This is a genomic window from Dyadobacter sp. 32, assembly GCF_902506755.1.
Taxonomy (GTDB): domain Bacteria; phylum Bacteroidota; class Bacteroidia; order Cytophagales; family Spirosomataceae; genus Dyadobacter.
The window spans coordinates 6,640,020-6,656,474 of record NZ_LR735258.1 but is presented as its reverse complement, the minus strand read 5'-3'; the positions used below and the strand labels follow the sequence as shown (position 1 = coordinate 6,656,474).

The window sequence follows — 16,455 nt, the reverse complement described above, 5'->3', positions numbered from 1 at the left end:
TGTAAACTCCACACGTATGAACGTTTCCACCCGCCAAGGAACTGTTGAAGATATACCTGCTATTTTCGAGCTGGTAAAAGAACTGGCCATTTACGAAAGGGCATTGGATCAGGTAACCAACAATGTAGATAAAATGACCCGGGATTATCAGGAACACCTGTACGACTTTTTCGTCGCCGAGTTTGATTCGAAAATCATTGGAATCTCACTCTATTATTTCAGATACTCCACCTGGAAGGGCAAACGGCTGTATATGGAAGACATCATTGTTACCGAAGATATGAGAGGTAATGGCATCGGTAAAATTCTCTTCGATGCAACAGTAGCTGCGGCCAAGAAAACGGGATGTACCGGAATGATGTGGCAGGTTCTCGACTGGAATACGTCGGCTGTTGGTTTTTATCGCAAATACGGCACCAATTTTGATAACGAGTGGATTAATTGCAACATGGATTTTTGATCGGCTGTCGGTTCGGTCCGTCGCACGGTCAGCTATCAGCTATCAGCTATCAGCTATCAGCTATCAGCTATCAGCTATCAAAAGTCCACTTCAATGATGTAGGTTCAGTTTTAGGCGAAAATATTGAAACACATGGCTATTTATTTAAAGCCATCCAACAAATCCGGCCGCCTTTCCCTTGTCCTTTTCAGGGATTGCTCATAACGCCATTCTTCGATTTTGGCTTCATGTCCGGATATTAGTATTTCGGGGATTTTATGTCCTTCAAAATCCGCAGGTCGGGAATACACCGGTGGTGCCAATAAATTATCCTGGAATGAATCTGTAAGTGCGGAAGTTTCGTCATTCAATACGCCCGGGACCAGCCGGATGATAGCGTCAGCAAGTACGGCAGCAGCTAACTCCCCACCAGAAAGTACGTAATCTCCAATGCTTATTTCTTTTGTAATAAACATATCACGCACGCGCTGGTCCACACCTTTGTAGTGCCCACAAAGCATCATCAGATTACCTTTAAGGGAAAGCTGATTCACCAGAGATTGCTTCATTTGCTCTCCATCAGGCGTGAGGTAAATTATTTCGTCATAAGCTCGTTCTGATTGCAGAGCGCGAATACACCTCGCGATGGGCTCAATTTGCAACACCATGCCCGCACCTCCGCCAAACGCATAATCATCTATAGTCCGGTGCTTGTTGACTGAGTAGTCTCTTATGTCATGCATATGAACTTCCGCATGACCTGCTTGCTGAGCGCGCTTAAGAATGGAATGTGCAAAGAAACTATCGAGTAACTGGGGAACACAGGAGATAATATCAATCCGCATCATCGGGTGTATTAGTGGAATTATCAAGATACACTTCCAGCAAGCCTTCCGGGAGGTTTACGTACAACTCTTTTTTTTCCTTATCGGCTTTTGACACAATCTCCTCAGAGGTTGGGATCAGCACTTCCACGCCTTTATACTCCATGGCAATCAGGTCCTGCCCGTTTAAGGCATATACCTCCTTCACGATACCCAACACCCCATCCCGTGCATCCACCACTGTAAACCCTTTGATCTCATGGTAATAAAACTCCTCCTCACCCAGCTCTTGTAAATCATCAAGAGACAGGTACAGTGAGCTACCAACGAGCGCCTGAGCCTTTTCGATGGTATCAACATCCTCAAAAGTAACGATGGCGTTGCTCTGCTTCTGAAGATTAAACTTTGAAATAAAATAGGGAACAAGTTCTCCTTTTATTTCTACATAAACAGAGTCCAGCTCCTCATAATCTTCCGGGTAATCTACATCCAAAAACATGACCACGTTGCCGGACGTACCATGTGTCCTGACAATGTAACCCAACAGGTAACAACTATCTTGTGTCATTCTAGATTTTAAAAAAATTCATATAAACAAAGATGAGTCTGTCAGAAAACCGACAGACTCATAAATGAAAATCTCAATGCTTTTATTAAGCTTTTGGAGCCTCTTCGTCAGCAGCTGTTTCTTCAGCAGCAGGTGCTTCAGGAGTTGCTTCAGCAACAGGTGCCTCTTCAACGGCCGGAGCCTCAACAACAGGTGCTTCCTCAGCAACAGGAGCTTCTTCAACCGCTGGCGCTTCAACAACAGGTGCTGCTTCTTCAACCGCAGCAGTTTCTTCCACTGGGGCTTCTTCAACCGCTTCCTCTTCTACAACTTCCGGTGCAGGAGGTGTATTTTTCTTAGCAATTGCCTCTGCGCGTGCATCGTTCACTTTGCGTTCAGCATCCAATTTAGCCTTCTTAGCAGCCTCTTGCTTTTGAGACAAGGAGTCAGCAGCAGTAGTTTTACGATCAGTTTTTGAACCTTTCCACTCTTCGAAACGTGCGTCCGCAACTTCTTGAGTTATGGCACCTTTATTAACACCTATTTGCAAGTGTTTTTTCAACATGACACCTTCGTGCTGCAGAATAGATTTGGCTGTATCTGTTGGCTGTGCTCCTTTAAGCAACCAGTCCACTGCCTTATCCGATTCCAAAACAATAGTTGAAGGATTTGTACCTGGGTTGTAACTTCCCAGCTTTTCGATGAAGCGACCATCACGTGGTGCTCTGGCATCTGCGACTACGATATCATAGATCGCTTTCTTTTTGCGTCCCCGACGCGCTAACCTGATTTTAACTGCCATTATTGAATTTGTTATGGTTGGGAACTCGTCCCTTGATTAAACAGGGTGCAAATGTACAACAATTAATGGAGCAATGTGCTCACATCCTGTAAATAAAAAAAGGGTGCAAACGCGCACCCTTTCTGTCTCCACTGTAATTTTTTAAATTAAGGTCTGAATCCAGCAGGATATGTCGATCTCAATGTGTTTTGTGGCAAAATTTTGATTTCTACACGGCGGTTGGATTGTAACCCTTCAACAGTTGTATTTTCCGCAATCGGGCGATATTCCCCAAAATATTCAACCAATATACGGCTCGGTTCAGCAAGCCCGGCGCGGATCAGAAATCTCTTGGCGGCATCAACCCTACGGCGTGAAAGCGCAACGTTGTAGCTATCGGAAGCACGCGCATCAGTGTGGCCCACCAATACAATACGGCAGTTGGTACGCATGTTCAAAAGTTCAACTACTTTACTTAATGTTTCTTTGGATGCATCGCGAATAATGGCTTTATCTGTATCAAACTCAATATTGCTGAACAGGGACTCACATTCGTCTTTTGGCAGGTTATTTTTGATGGCGTCTCTGATGATTTTATCCAGATCCATCGCTACTCCTCCACCCGACACTACACTTCCCGGAGGTGTATTTGGTTCTTTATCGAACAAATCAGCCACGCTGTCACCATCGGAATCCGTATATAATCTCGGATCCACTGCCTTAGGCATGTTAGCCTTCGCGATAGAATCGGCATCGTTCATGGTTGGATTGTAGGGAACAGGAATAAGTGACTTCGGATCAGCCCAACGAAGGTGGTACCGACCACTTCCTGCATCATACTTTCCATTTTTAGATTTCACCGCATTTTTACCCAGCTTGTAGGTCAAAGCAATCATTGCGGAGCCCCATCTGTCCTGTTTTGAATCCCCTTTTACAAATCCCCAGATTCCATGCTGAGAAGCATAATTGGTCATGTCTCCAACGGTAAGATCCAGCTTTTCCGTCATTACGTGATTGTAAGTAAAGTCTATGCCTATATCAAAACGTGGAGAAAGTTCGTAATGAATTGCCAGTCCGGCCGGAACTACCCATTCTCGTGTATAAGTCGATCCGTTTCTTTCCCAGGTACCGGCGGTCTTCGAACTTCCCGCAGTGTTGGTTTTTAGCAAGAGTGCATCCGTTCTCATATCGTAAAGATCGGTATGAAAATACATGATCCCAGCTCCTGCGTGGGCGTCTATTTTCCAGTGACGAAGCTTATTGTGTCCGAATAGTAACCTATTCAGATTGACCGTTCCATCAATAGTTGCCTGAACAAAAGACGGGCTTTTGAAATAAACATCATAGGTGTTGATCACATCCGGAAAACGTGGATCCACACCCGTCACGCCCATTTTAGAGCCGGCAAGCGAACCATTGAATCCAGTTAACTGAATTCCGAAAATGGGAGAAAGCTGTTTGTTAATAGATATACCCCAGGCTCCGGTTAGTTTTTCCTTTTCCCCTAATTTGAAATCGTACTCTTTTATATCACCAAAAAATTTCGTTATCCCCCCGTATCCCGTAATGGACCAGGTATTCATCTTATTGGGGCCGTCGTAGGTTCTGTTTTGAGCCGAGACGCTTAAGCTAAAAAGAGACAGACAAAATAAAGCAATGTAAAAATTCTTTTTCTTCATGGGAAACACTCGTTATGTGATTCAAAAATTCACTAAAATTATTATAAAGGAAAAAGGAAAAGCCTATAAGCCGGATTCTGTTTCCCGACGTATCGGGTTTCCTACCATTTATCCAGGATTTCAGTCACCCGAAACCTCTAACGATCTACCCATGCTGATGCCCACACCGTGAACGGAGGCGGGTAACCTCACAAATCAGCACCTATTTGATCTTTCAGCCCGTAAGGTTTACCCTGCCTTTGAAGTCACCTCCAAAGCGGTGGGCTCTTACCCCACCTTTTCACCCTTACCCAGCATATCAAAAAACATGCCAAGGCGGTATATTTTTCTGTGGCACTTTGCTGTCAGAAGTATTTACCGGCTTGCGCCGATCTGTTCCCCTGCCTTCCCGTTAGGAAGTACGGTACCCTTTGCTGTCCGGACTTTCCTCTCCGGTTTAACCCGCAGCGGTAGGACGGCCATTCCTTTTACCTAATCACAAAGCTAAGAAATACTTTCCTTTGATTCGCAGACATGTACCCATAAAACACAAAAAATATGAGGGTTACTTCGTTTTTAGGACTATTTTCACTCTAAAAACCCTTCAAGCCGTGCACCTTCAGGGACACATTTCCCTGGGCAAACACCACAGAGTATAAGTGCTTTGGGGTAAGATAAACCCGATCCGGAGCTATCTCGGAAAGCTCTCCTTTTAATTGTATCCCATCGGTAACTTTATAGCTCTTAATGAGTTGCTGAATTATCTTTCTGGTGGAGGATATCTGCTCGCCCACCGGAAACACGAGTGCATTTTCCATCATTTTGCTAAACTTCCCCTGAAGCAGCCAGTTGGCCGTCCTGATGATGCTGTTTTTGGTATCCAAATCGTAATCCAGATCTTTCAGAGAGAGCATTTGGGTGACAGGATCATAATAAGGAACACCTTTAAGGTAAATGTATCCGTTCATGCTCCCTGTCAGATTCACCTTGATCACCAACCGTTCATTTTGCCCGTACATTTCAATACCGGTAACCTGAACCGTATACTGCCCCTTCACAAATGAATATGACTTCCCGGAAAAATTTTTGGATGCCAACCGCGAAGCCTCTTCATAGGAGATAAGACTGATGAGGCCGATCTTGAAATTACCCGGCACTTTATCCAAAATTTGTAACTTTGGCAACCCTGAGGCCTTGGGTACCGTGGGCTTTTCCACAGATGTCACGGTCTGCGTGAAGGCCTGAACACCAATTGTTGCTCGCAGAATGTTTCCATTAACGAGCAATGGTGTCATCGTCACTGAGGAGGGCTGTACAACCAGCCAGGTATCATATTCTTTCGAAAGCAATACCGGCTGCCGTGCCAGATTCCAGGCTACTTCTGCATATTTTTTCAAGTCAATTGTGCCATTGATCTGCTCATCTATGGCTGAGGATATCTTTTCAAAATTACGGTTCAAAAGACGGCTCACCATCGCTTTAATTGGGATTTTAAAAGTGCCCACTTTCACATTAGGCTCCGTGATCCAATCGTAACTATCCACGTAGGTATCCGAATGAACCTGCCAGGAAGGAGAAATCCCTATCTTGGAAATAAGGCGGAGCCTGATCGAAAATTCCGTATCCTTATAGCCCGACATGGTAATACCCAGCGGACTAATCTTATAACCCGCACTTACCCAGATTTTAAGCGGAACCTCAAACAGAAAAGTGGAGTCCTTCGCCGCAATACGTATACGATCCAGTTTCCATACACGTGCCTTAAGGTTGTCCTGATCGTCCTCGTAGCTGTTGTCCTCGTAAATGAGGCCTTTAATACTGTTATTTAATTGCAATTCCAGCTCCGAAACCGGCATTTCTACTGGAACGTTAAGCGTAGATAGGTGCTTTTCGCTCTGAATCTCCTTGTCAAGATATTTGTACTGTTCCATTGGAGGTTTGGGTGAAGTGTTCTTAGACCGGCACTGCCATTGAATCATGCCGCTCAGGATCATAAACGTAATCGCGCCAATTCGAAACAGCACTTTATTTGAGTTTGACAAGTGTAGCGCCGTAGCCAAATTTCTCCTTCTGGGCATCTTTGAAATATTGAACATGTTGTTGTTTACTGAGCCTTCTGTGGAGCTCATCGCGGAGAGTGCCATTTCCCACACCATGGATAAATGTAATCTCTTCCATCCCGTTGGCAATCGCACGTTCCAAACCATTTTCGAACGCCGCCAGTTGTTTATTTAGTATTTGATCATTTGAAAGTCGCGAAAAATCATCCGATAGCTTTTGAATATGTAGATCGATCACACCTTCTGGCTTTTCCACAACGATCTTAGGTGCCTCTGTACCACCCAGTAAACTATTCCGCAACGTTTCCGATAAATTTGCACTTACCTTTTTTTCCTCCTTTTTTAAAGTTTCATCATCATCCAATTGAAAAACAAAAGCCTCTTTATTCAATATCGGAGCCTGTTTTTTGCTGTTATAGAATGATTGCGCACGGAATTTTATCTTTTTTTCAAACGGCAATCTGGCCGAAAAATTCCCCTCCCGGTAAAATAGAAGAGCAAAATCAAATACCGGCCAGGCTTCAAAATCCTTCATCAGTAATTCGGTCAGTTTTTGAGAAGTACGTGGCAACAACATACCTGCCGAAACGCCTGACTGTATCTGATCCAGCTGCCTTGTTACTCGAAAAGGCAACGTCCAGTCCGAGTTATTGATCAGATGCATGATCACCGCCTTATCATTTACCGACACGAAGGCAATGAAAATTCCTTTTTCAGCAAACACCGCCTGACGCGATACGATGGTATCACTTTGGGGAGCTATTTTCACCCCCTCCTGTACGCGCCGAATGCGTTGCGCTTCCACGGGAGAAATGGTAACAATCTCATTTTTCAATACCGGGATCCGAAACCCGTCTTCGATTTCAATCTCCACCACATTACCAGGAAGAAAAGCATATATGACCCCCTCTTCTTTCCCGTGTACAAGCCGAACCTTATCTCCAATATTCATATATGAATTTAGTTTTAATCTACTGATAATTAGTTTTTTATAAATTCCCTTTTCAATGGCCCGCTACATCCTGAACAAATATCAAAGATCCCGGTTTCCCAATCTCTTCTAAAAATACAAAGGCCTGAATTCCACTCCCGTTTTGCTAAACTGTAATGCGGGAGCCGGAATCTTCAACGAGTTAAACAAAAAACCCAAGGTTTTAACAAATTTATTCCGGGTTTTGATTTTTGTGAGATCGACGTCCAGCGACAGATAATATTGGCGTACAGGCATATAACCCATCGCAATACTTTTATTTTTTTCGGCAGACACCATGTTATCAATGCCATAGCCCACTGAGAAGCAAAGCCATTGAGGCCAGCGGCTGTTTTTCATAAACGTTCCCGGACTTCCCGAAAACCAATAGGTTTGTCCGTTGTAATCCTTCAACCAGCGTTCCGCATGATTACGACCGAGCAGCTCGGGACGAACCTGGGCCAGAGGAGTATAGTGAAACGAAAATTTAGGCTGAATTCTTACCTCGTCCCATAATGCAATCTGGCTGAGATAGATCATGGACCCGGTTACGTTGGCCACCATATCTCCTGGCGAAAAACCGTACTCCGGCGAAAAACCATCCAGTATTTCTATGGGTGTCTGGAAAATGATTCCTGAAATGGCACCATACACGAGCATTTGTTTTTTAGAAATACCTGTAGTCCGGTAAAGTGCTGCGGTGTGACGGGCAATTTGATAAGATGTGTAAACATGCCCCATTTTGTCCATTTGGAGCCACTCGTAGGTATCATCCTTTACCCGGAAGTTTGTAAGGGGGTTTTTATACCATGACCGGCTCAGGCCGTAAATACTGCCAAGATACAAAGCCGATTGTCCTGCAAAAATGGCTCTAAGGCGTACATAATTTGGACGTTTTTCCTCAATAGAATCATTTCTGGAAGAATCCGATTGGCCCTGTACAGAGTAACTTGATAGCATCAACAAAATAGTGCAAAAAAGCAGCGGAGGCGATATGGTTCGCTTAGTATCAGTATCCACCCAAAAACTTCCTTAGTCCCCACTCCATTCCCAATAGTAAAACGAGCAGAAAGAAAATCCATTTGAGGTGGATCAATTCAACCATTTCCTCTGTACTGTCCAACCGGTTGGCCGGCCGGTTTTGTTTCAGTTGTTCTACAAACTGGCTGAGGGTTGATTCCTGTAAAAACGCCCCACCGGAACGCCCGGCAAGTTCACGCAACATGCCGAAATCGGCAGTGGTATTGTTCAATTCCAAATCTACATGACGGATAATAAACTGCCCCGTTGCACTTTCCTGCCCACTTCTCAGGGCTGCAGTGGCACTATACCGATACACCCCGTCGGACAACCCAGAAACGTTAAATTGCTGGTTGTCGACAGTATGGGTGTAAGAAAATTGACGCCGCCTGCCCTTTTCATCCGAGATTTCCAGCTTCACCTCCTGCCCAAATATCGGCTCGTAAATGTCATTGTAAATTTCAGTCTGAAATACCACCTGCTCACCCGCTTCAAATTCTGGCCTGACGGGATACACCCTAAACTTACGTTTATCGTTTCGGACGGAAAGGATTTGGATCACTTTTTGAAACAAATTGTCTACAAGTTCCTGCTTGCCCGTGAGCGCAAACTCTTCCTGTCTCCACTGCCAGATTCCTTCTCCGGCCAAAACTGCGGTTTTATGATCCGTGGAAGTATTTAAAACCAGGAGCGGTTTATTGGTATTGAGTTTACCCACTCTCTGAAAAAGAATACTTTCTGTCCCAGGTGCTGTGCTATACTCACCAAAAGGAACAGAAAGCGGTGGTAGGCGATCCAGCAACTGCATACTTTCTTCATTAAAATTCAATTGCTGAAACGCAGGATTGTAACGGGCAGTAACTTTATCAAACTGACCTTTACCCATATTAATAATCAGCGCCTTACTCCATGAGCTCACAAGTGGAACAGCAGACTGATTTCCTAGTATAAAAAACAGAGGGGTTTTTGTTTCCACAAACTTCCGGATGAGTGCGTTCCCCATACCTAGTACATTCGGCACCTGATGCAAAATGACAAGGTCATAAGGTTTGGTTATGGCTTGGTTAGGATTGGTGGAAACCGTAAGGATATTGACGTCCAGTTCGTAATTATTATTACCTTCAATAAGACTCCGAAGCGCCTTGATATCGGGATGGGGCGCAAGAGCTAATAGAAGGATCTTTTGCCGCCCGTCAATGATATCAATGTAAACATCTTTTTTGTTGTTACGGGAGGACGTTTCTCCCTGGACGGCATTGAGCTCGAGCGTGTAATGTTGAACGCCTTTTTGATTGGACGAAGTAATAAATTCAAAACTTCCAAAATATTCGTCCCGGTCAATGATTACCCGCTGCGTGGACAAAACCTGGCCGCCTTGTTTCAGAGAAATTGTCGTAGATTTTCCGGCAAGTCCGTTTGCCACAATCTCTGCACGGATGGGAAAGTCGTTCCCAAGGTAAGCGATGCGATTGTGCACGATGTCCTTGATCCTGATGTCCAGCTTGGGAACCGTATCACCAACAGCAAGTGTGTTTATTCTAAATGGATAGGTATTAAACACCGGTGACACTCCCTGATTCACGATGCCATCCGTAAGCAAAACAACATCGGTAAGGTTGCGGCCTTCAAAATTACTCTTTATCGTCTGGAGCAGGGACGACAAGTCGGTTTTATTTTTGTCAAAACGTATGGAATCTATTTTGGCCCCCGATACTTTGTCCAGCGTTTCGACGCTAACCTCAAAGCCTGCATCAGTGAGCTCCTTTGTCGCCTCTTTCATTTTGGCCAACAGCCCCGGTCCGTGTGGTTTAACCGATTCCGAATTATCAATGGCAAAAACCACTTTCGCCTGGTCAACAGAAGTTTCTATCTTCCTTACCAGTGGGCTAAGCAATAAAAAACAAATTGTAGCAACAACGATTCCCCGTAATGCTGCGAGGCCATAATTTACCTTTTTACCCCATGCCGCCACAGACTGATAGAGAAAATACGCATACGCCGCACCTGCCAGCAGACAGAGCAAAATGAACCAGGAAGGGGTTTGCAACAGGAGCTCAGAACGCATATTTAAAACGGGCAGTGTGCAGTAAAGCGACAGTCAATTAAGCAATATACAGCAAACTGACGACTTTTAACTGCAAACTAGAGTTGACCAGTGATTAACGTTAAAAACGTTAGGTTAGCATACCTCCATCCACCTGAAGAACCTGTCCGGTGATGTATCTTGACATGTCAGAGGCTAAAAACACACAGGCGTCCGCTACTTCCTCGGGTTGTCCTCCCCGCTTCATGGGTATGGATTGTTTCCAATCTTCCACCGCCTTTGAGTCGATCGCGTCGGTCATTTCGGTTTCGATGAATCCCGGGGCAACTGCATTGGACCTAATATTTCTCGAACCCAATTCAAGCGCAATAGATTTGGTAAACCCGATGATTCCGGCCTTAGAAGCAGCGTAGTTGGCCTGCCCTGCATTTCCTCTTATGCCTACCACCGAGGTAATGTTGATGATCGATCCGCTTTTTGCCCGCATCATGCTCTTGGTTGCCGCTTTCGTGAGGTTAAATACGGATTTAAGGTTAATGTTGATAACCGTATCCCAGTTTTCCTCACTCATGCGCATGAGAAGGCCATCCCGGGTAACCCCGGCATTGTTGACCAGGATGTCCAGTTTACCAAAATCCGCAACCACATCCGCAACCAACTGATCCGCAGCATTAAAATCGGAAGCGTCGGACCTGTAACCTTTCGCCTTTATGCCAAACCGCTCCAGTTCCTCGGCCAAAGCCTCTCCTTTTTCAACACTGGACAAGTAGGTAAACGCTACATTGGCACCTTCCTGCGCAAGGCGCAATGCGATTGAACGTCCAATGCCGCGTGATGCGCCTGTTACTAATGCCACTTTATTTTCAACTAATTTCATTCTTTTATTGAGGTGTAAGCAGTACCGGCAGATACTTGCTGTGATGTAATTTGTTACTATTTTTTATCCAATCATATTCCTAATGCGGCTCTCCCCGGAAGTTCTGCAACCCACAAACCAGGCCTGCGGTTTAGACTGTAAGGCATCCGGCTCCGTTTTATAATCATTCAAACCGCCCAGGATTCGCAAAAATAGCGTATTGTACAGAAATGGGCAACAAAAGAAACGCTATTGACAGCCTTTGGCGCCTGGTACGGAATTAAAGGATTAAGTTAAGCAGGGCTGTTGGGTTTAAGGTTTTGAATAAAACCTTCTTCTCTCAATCCCTGTTACCATTACAATCAGATCATCTCAACGCCGTAAAAAAGCGTATAAATTATTAGAAAATGGCAGAAATAATAAGAACAGCATTGATCACCGGAGGTTCCAAAGGAATAGGATATGGAGTTGCAGAAACCCTCGTTAAGGCGGGCATCCGCGTAGCGATCACAAGCCGGTCTCAACAAAGCGCCGATGAAGCTGCAGCATCGCTCAACCATATACAGGACGGTTATGCGATTGGGATCGAATCCGATGTCCGGAATCTTGAATCTCAGCAGCAGGCCGTGTCCATCATCCTCGCCAAATGGGGGCGACTGGACTATGTGATCGCAAATGCGGGTGTGGGACATCTCGTACCCATCGCAGATCTCACTGTGGAGCAGTGGAACGAAACGATAGATATCAATTTGACGGGCGTTTTTTTTAGCGCAAAAGCTTCGCTTGCCGCACTAAAGGAAACCAAAGGATATTTCATTAATATCGCCAGCCTGGCCGGAGCCAATTTCTTTGAAAAAGGAACAGCTTACAACGCGAGTAAATTTGGGCTGGTCGGTTTTTCCCAGGCGATGATGCTGGATGTAAGAAATGAAGGGATCAAAGTGACCACCATCATGCCCGGCTCTGTGGCAAGTGAGTTCAATAATCACACACCCTCTGAAAAAGATGCATGGAAAATCCAGCCGGAAGACATTGGCCAGATTGTCGCTGACCTCATCAGGATGCCTGCACGCACACTTCCAAGCAAAATTGAAGTGCGTCCGTCGATGCCGCCGAAGTAAAACGTTAGCTTCTTTGATGTTGTCCTGAATACCATTTTTGATATATATAGCAGGAGTAACAAATCCCGGAAACTGCGATGAGCAAAACCGGAATTTTATATAGAATCAAAAGTGTAAGCACAACAAATCCGATTAAAACGGGCTGCATGGTATCTTCCAGCAGCCCGTTTTTCCTATACAAATAAGTATGAAATAACAGAAGAAGCGACAATCCCAGGCAATACAGCTGCCCGATTTCTACGAATGTCAAGACGTTATATCTGAAACAGATCAGGGTTTCCGGGAGGATCACCAGCGCATGAATCAAAAACATCCGGCCAAACCGCTTGCCTATTGAAAGTGGTAGCGAACGGTTCCACTGCCATACCACGCTTTCCCATTGAAACAATTCATAAGAAAGACCAATATTCAAAAGATAAGCCAGAGAAAGTCCAATTGCCGGTAACCGCAGATCATAAACATCCGTCTGGTAGTAAATCAAAGTACACACAAAAACCAGGGCTGAACCGGCTTTACAAACCAACAGCGTAACCCCTTTCTCTCTCACCAGCCATTCGAGCGACCAGTAAATCCAGGAGTTTGGCCGGGGAATCTGCCATTTACTGATTGTCTGCTTTTTATCGACAAAAAGACGGGGATTCCGGATCCGCCATTCCGTTCCAGCTATGATTCCCGAAATGAGAATAGTGTAAAAAAGAAAAATCGGCCAGACACGTTCCAGCAGTTTATCCTGTGAAGCCACTGACAGTATATAAATCCCATAGTATAGCAAAGGCTGCAAAAAGCCAAGAGCTACAACTCCAAACCTGAGAAAACGCGTTTTCCCACTCCAAAGCCTGGTTTGATATACAAAATGATATGCCGGCTGCTTCCAGAGATTTAGCAAAAAGTGGATACAGAAAATGGCATACAAAAGCCAGATTCCAAAAAGATAAAGCATCCCAAACCGGTCTGTCAGGAAGAAGGCAGCAAATGCATGATGTTCGCGGCCTCCTAAAAACCCAAACAGAATGCCGATCAACACGAAAAACATTCCAGCCCGCTGTTTAAAAAATTCCGAAACGGTAGAAATCAGAATCGTTTTCATAAATGCGAAATGCTTTGGAGCGCCTTGTTTTTTAAAACAAAACTGCCCGTAATTGACAGACCCTCCTGCTGAAATGCCTGGTGAGATGACAACATAAAAGTGACGCCGACGGCATGATAACTTTTGATCAGCTCAAACAAAGCCGTCCTCGCTTCCTGATCGATCGTAATAAGCGGTTCATCCAAAATGATCAGCGACGGACTGCCTAAAAATGCAACTGCCAGAGAAACTTTTTTAACCATCCCACTGGAACAGCTGCCAAACGGATTTCTTAAATAATTAATCCCCAAAGCTTCAATAAGCTTATCGGCTTGTCCGGGCGGACTTTTTTTTGCTTCGGCGACAAACGATATCAGATCGGCCGGCGTAAGGAATGCTGGATATAAAGGTTCAGCTTCGCCAAGGTTGAACCCAAGCAGGTAGTTAATCTGGTTTCTTTTCAGATCATGTAAACCATTCAGTACGATGCTTCCGCTATAAGGCAGCATACCCGCCAGCGTTCTGAACAAGGTCGATTTTCCTGCTCCGTTTTCTCCCTGTATCCAATAAATCCCGTAATCAATCTTCCAGGATTCCATGTTCAGTACCTCATGAGCCCCGTACTGTTGTTTCAAATTTGTTACTTCCAATACCATGCACAAATATGTAAAAGAATCTTAAATATGTAACAGAAATTGAACCGCGTTTTTTAATGAAGCACTCTGGAAAACTCCAATCACCGGGAAAACTGGTATTTATACCAAAAAAAGTTAAATTTGTTCTATGCAGAAAATGCAGTCAATATGCAGACGATCATCAACTACTTTGAACATATTTCATCCGCCCACCGGAGCGCTATTCTGGTCGGAGGTATTCTCTTTTTTTGGCTCATCGAAAGTGGCTGGCCCCTGTTTCGTTTCGGATATAACAAATGGAAGCACGCCGGGGTAAATTTCTTTTTCACACTCACAACCATCCTTGTTAATTTCCCGCTGGCATTCATCCTCGTCAAGTCGAGCGACTGGGCGATTCAGTCGGGTTTTGGATTACTGCCATGGATGGGCGAAGTCCCAATCTGGCTCAAAGCGATCATCGGACTGTTAACGCTGGATCTGATTGGCGCCTGGCTTGCTCACTGGACCCAGCACAAAACAAAATGGATGTGGCGTTTTCACCTGATCCACCATGCCGACCAGCAGGTGGATACCACTACGGCCAACCGGCATCATCCGGGTGAAAGCCTCATCAGGTTTCTGTTTACCACTATGGCCATTCTCATAGCTGGCGCACCGATGTGGCTGGTTTTTCTGTACCAATCCCTTTCGGTTGTATTATCACAATTCAATCATGCCAATATTACGCTTCCAAAGTTGCTTGATACGGTTGTAAGTCTTGTAATTGTGACACCCAATATGCACCACATACATCATCACTATGTTCAGCCTTACACGGACTCCAATTATGGCAACATCTTTTCGATCTGGGACAGGATATTGGGCACTTTCAAATCGATGAATCAAAAGGAAATCATCTACGGAATTGATACACACCTAAAACCCGAAGAAAATAGCAGGGTGAAAAATTTACTTCAGATACCCTTCCAGAAATACCGGCCCCCAATCGGTAAAGAAGCCAATAAGCAGGGGATATTTTGAAGTGCACACACTGTTGAACGCAGCCAATTTTTCACAACAGGCGACGAAGAACGGATCAAAGGACCTACCTGGCAATGAGGGATTTCGTAATCTACAATTTCACCTATTAAGCCCAGTTCTTTACACTAATTTCAATAAGTCCTTCATGAACTTGCCGTACTTTTTAAATATTTTTAATAAATTCGGGGCCTATTCCTATGTTCGGCTGTAAAGTTGTAATGGCTTTGATCCCCACGGGATTGGTTAATAGCAACTGATGACCCATGATCAGCGCACCGACCGACAATTATTTAATAACAATATTTGAGCAATGAAATCAAACCGCCGATTATTTCTACGCCTTTCCGCCATGGCACTTCCTGCTGTGCAGTTTAAATTACCAGGGAAAAAGCTGGTAAACAAACCGCTCATTGTATCCACCTGGGACAGCGGTCAGATTGCCAACGGAGCTGCCTGGCCTGTGCTGGAAAAAGGCGGACGAGCACTTGATGCCGTGGAACAGGCAGCCATTGCCATCGAAAATGATATCAACTGCTGCGTAGGATTAGGTGGAAATCCGGATCGTGACGGATACGTGACACTGGATGCCTGCATCATGGATGAAAAAGCAAATTGCGGATCAGTTGCATTTATGGAGCGCATCAAACATCCTATTTCCGTTGCCCGAAAATTGATGGAGACCACTCCGCACGTATTTCTGGCCGGGGTAGGTGCCCAGCAGTTTGCCATTGCCAATGGCTTCCCTCTGGAATCTGCCGAACTCTCGCCAGGTGCAGCTGCCAGCTACAAGGAATGGCTCAAAAAAGCAGAATACAAACCGATCATCAACATAGAACATCAGCAATCACACCCCAAAGAAAAAGGACACGGACCATTTGCTCCCAACCGTTTTGACGACGGGTCCTTCAACCACGATACCATGGGCACAATTGCCTTGGATGCCAAAGGCGATTTATCCGGCATGTGTACCACCAGCGGCATGGGCTTTAAAATGCGTGGCCGTGTAGGCGACTCCCCCATTATTGGTGCAGGTTTGTTTGTGGACAATGAAGTAGGTGCCGCCACATCTTCCGGACAAGGCGAGGAAGTGATCCGGGTGTGCGGAACACATTTGGTTGTCGAGTTCATGCGCTCGGGGCTTTCTCCCGAAGCAGCATGTAAAAAAGCAATTGAACGTATCGTAAAACCAAATCCGGAACGCGCTAAAACCTTCCAGGTTGGGTTCATAGCAATTAACAAACAAGGCGAAGTAGGTGCCTATTCGGTGCAAAAGGGCTTTAACTACACAGTGACGGAGAAAGGCGGAAAAGGTGTGGTGATCAATGCCAAAAGCTACTTCGTATAAAACAGAAAAATCACGCAAAGCAGAAAAGATAAAAGCAAAGAACGCTAAGAGAAAAGCTTCGTGGTCTTC

The 16,455-nt window shown here is 45.0% G+C and carries 15 protein-coding genes and 1 other RNA gene; 4 read left to right on the top strand and 12 right to left on the bottom strand.

Features of this window, described 5'->3' with window-relative positions; translation table 11 throughout:
• Positions 1-16: 16 nt before the first annotated feature.
• The gene (locus tag DYADSP32_RS27220) at positions 17-460 is read left to right on the top strand and encodes a GNAT family N-acetyltransferase (protein WP_149239811.1); all 444 of its coding nucleotides are present in this window, start codon (positions 17-19) and stop codon (positions 458-460) included.
• Between the two features lie 140 nt (positions 461-600).
• Here DYADSP32_RS27220 and trmD read toward each other — a convergent pair whose 3' ends face one another.
• The 10 genes from trmD to fabG all read right to left on the bottom strand — a co-directional run bounded on the left by trmD (position 601) and on the right by fabG (position 11,220).
• Complete coding sequence (trmD, locus tag DYADSP32_RS27215; RefSeq protein WP_149244644.1) at positions 601-1,284, bottom strand: tRNA (guanosine(37)-N1)-methyltransferase TrmD; 684 nt, start codon at positions 1,282-1,284, stop codon at positions 601-603.
• Positions 1,274-1,831 (bottom strand): ribosome maturation factor RimM, encoded by a 558-nt coding sequence (rimM, locus tag DYADSP32_RS27210; RefSeq protein ID WP_149239812.1) that lies wholly within the window; start codon positions 1,829-1,831, stop codon positions 1,274-1,276. Before rimM ends, trmD begins: the two co-directional genes overlap by 11 nt.
• Before the next feature lie 85 nt (positions 1,832-1,916).
• The gene (locus DYADSP32_RS27205; RefSeq protein ID WP_149239813.1) at positions 1,917-2,612 is read right to left on the bottom strand and encodes a 30S ribosomal protein S16; all 696 of its coding nucleotides are present in this window, start codon (positions 2,610-2,612) and stop codon (positions 1,917-1,919) included.
• Positions 2,613-2,758: 146 nt separating this feature from the next.
• Positions 2,759-4,270, bottom strand: a complete 1,512-nt coding sequence (locus DYADSP32_RS27200) for an OmpA family protein (RefSeq protein ID WP_149239814.1) — start codon at positions 4,268-4,270, stop codon at positions 2,759-2,761.
• Between the two features lie 50 nt (positions 4,271-4,320).
• Positions 4,321-4,736: RNase P RNA component class A (rnpB, locus tag DYADSP32_RS27195), an RNA gene on the bottom strand.
• A 106-nt stretch (positions 4,737-4,842) separates the two neighbouring features.
• The gene (locus DYADSP32_RS27190; RefSeq protein WP_149239815.1) at positions 4,843-6,180 is read right to left on the bottom strand and encodes a DUF4403 family protein; all 1,338 of its coding nucleotides are present in this window, start codon (positions 6,178-6,180) and stop codon (positions 4,843-4,845) included.
• A 94-nt stretch (positions 6,181-6,274) separates the two neighbouring features.
• A complete protein-coding gene (locus DYADSP32_RS27185; protein ID WP_149239816.1) occupies positions 6,275-7,261 on the bottom strand; it encodes a DUF2027 domain-containing protein in 987 nt (328 codons plus the stop codon).
• 108 nt (positions 7,262-7,369) lie between these two features.
• Positions 7,370-8,239 carry a DUF2279 domain-containing protein gene (locus tag DYADSP32_RS27180; RefSeq protein WP_149239817.1) on the bottom strand — a complete coding sequence of 290 codons (870 nt, stop codon included), beginning with the start codon at positions 8,237-8,239 and terminating at the stop codon, positions 7,370-7,372.
• Between the two features lie 49 nt (positions 8,240-8,288).
• Positions 8,289-10,364 carry a VWA domain-containing protein gene (locus tag DYADSP32_RS27175; protein ID WP_149239818.1) on the bottom strand — a complete coding sequence of 692 codons (2,076 nt, stop codon included), beginning with the start codon at positions 10,362-10,364 and terminating at the stop codon, positions 8,289-8,291.
• 109 nt (positions 10,365-10,473) lie between these two features.
• On the bottom strand, positions 10,474-11,220 hold the full coding sequence (gene fabG / locus DYADSP32_RS27170) for a 3-oxoacyl-[acyl-carrier-protein] reductase (RefSeq protein ID WP_149239819.1): 747 nt from the start codon (positions 11,218-11,220) through the stop codon (positions 10,474-10,476).
• Between the two features lie 386 nt (positions 11,221-11,606).
• Between fabG and DYADSP32_RS27165 the strand changes: the two genes are divergently transcribed.
• Entirely contained in the window at positions 11,607-12,320 is a 714-nt protein-coding gene (locus DYADSP32_RS27165; RefSeq protein ID WP_149239820.1) for an SDR family oxidoreductase, read from the top strand.
• 4 nt (positions 12,321-12,324) lie between these two features.
• Here DYADSP32_RS27165 and DYADSP32_RS27160 read toward each other — a convergent pair whose 3' ends face one another.
• Both DYADSP32_RS27160 and DYADSP32_RS27155 read right to left on the bottom strand, forming a co-directional pair.
• Positions 12,325-13,407, bottom strand: a complete 1,083-nt coding sequence (locus DYADSP32_RS27160; protein ID WP_149239821.1) for a hypothetical protein — start codon at positions 13,405-13,407, stop codon at positions 12,325-12,327.
• On the bottom strand, positions 13,404-14,021 hold the full coding sequence (locus tag DYADSP32_RS27155) for an ABC transporter ATP-binding protein (RefSeq protein WP_414618094.1): 618 nt from the start codon (positions 14,019-14,021) through the stop codon (positions 13,404-13,406). The genes DYADSP32_RS27160 and DYADSP32_RS27155 overlap by 4 nt, the downstream gene beginning before the upstream one ends.
• 168 nt (positions 14,022-14,189) lie before the next feature.
• Between DYADSP32_RS27155 and DYADSP32_RS27150 the strand changes: the two genes are divergently transcribed.
• Positions 14,190-15,041: a sterol desaturase family protein gene (locus tag DYADSP32_RS27150; protein ID WP_149244645.1), complete on the top strand. Its 852-nt coding sequence runs from the start codon at positions 14,190-14,192 to the stop codon at positions 15,039-15,041.
• A 310-nt stretch (positions 15,042-15,351) separates the two neighbouring features.
• Positions 15,352-16,386: a N(4)-(beta-N-acetylglucosaminyl)-L-asparaginase gene (locus DYADSP32_RS27145; RefSeq protein WP_149239823.1), complete on the top strand. Its 1,035-nt coding sequence runs from the start codon at positions 15,352-15,354 to the stop codon at positions 16,384-16,386.
• Positions 16,387-16,455: the final 69 nt, after the last annotated feature.

What these genes read in the sequence shown, in the direction of transcription:
- DYADSP32_RS27220 (WP_149239811.1), top strand. Translation starts at nt 17, where the DNA reads ATGAACGTTTCCACCCGCCAAGGAACTGTTGAAGATATACCTGCTATT.
- trmD (WP_149244644.1), bottom strand. Translation starts at nt 1,284, where the DNA reads ATGCGGATTGATATTATCTCCTGTGTTCCCCAGTTACTCGATAGTTTC.
- rimM (WP_149239812.1), bottom strand. Translation starts at nt 1,831, where the DNA reads ATGACACAAGATAGTTGTTACCTGTTGGGTTACATTGTCAGGACACAT.
- DYADSP32_RS27205 (WP_149239813.1), bottom strand. Translation starts at nt 2,612, where the DNA reads ATGGCAGTTAAAATCAGGTTAGCGCGTCGGGGACGCAAAAAGAAAGCG.
- DYADSP32_RS27200 (WP_149239814.1), bottom strand. Translation starts at nt 4,270, where the DNA reads ATGAAGAAAAAGAATTTTTACATTGCTTTATTTTGTCTGTCTCTTTTT.
- DYADSP32_RS27190 (WP_149239815.1), bottom strand. Translation starts at nt 6,180, where the DNA reads ATGGAACAGTACAAATATCTTGACAAGGAGATTCAGAGCGAAAAGCAC.
- DYADSP32_RS27185 (WP_149239816.1), bottom strand. Translation starts at nt 7,261, where the DNA reads ATGAATATTGGAGATAAGGTTCGGCTTGTACACGGGAAAGAAGAGGGG.
- DYADSP32_RS27180 (WP_149239817.1), bottom strand. Translation starts at nt 8,239, where the DNA reads ATGCTATCAAGTTACTCTGTACAGGGCCAATCGGATTCTTCCAGAAAT.
- DYADSP32_RS27175 (WP_149239818.1), bottom strand. Translation starts at nt 10,364, where the DNA reads ATGCGTTCTGAGCTCCTGTTGCAAACCCCTTCCTGGTTCATTTTGCTC.
- fabG (WP_149239819.1), bottom strand. Translation starts at nt 11,220, where the DNA reads ATGAAATTAGTTGAAAATAAAGTGGCATTAGTAACAGGCGCATCACGC.
- DYADSP32_RS27165 (WP_149239820.1), top strand. Translation starts at nt 11,607, where the DNA reads ATGGCAGAAATAATAAGAACAGCATTGATCACCGGAGGTTCCAAAGGA.
- DYADSP32_RS27160 (WP_149239821.1), bottom strand. Translation starts at nt 13,407, where the DNA reads ATGAAAACGATTCTGATTTCTACCGTTTCGGAATTTTTTAAACAGCGG.
- DYADSP32_RS27150 (WP_149244645.1), top strand. Translation starts at nt 14,190, where the DNA reads ATGCAGACGATCATCAACTACTTTGAACATATTTCATCCGCCCACCGG.
- DYADSP32_RS27145 (WP_149239823.1), top strand. Translation starts at nt 15,352, where the DNA reads ATGAAATCAAACCGCCGATTATTTCTACGCCTTTCCGCCATGGCACTT.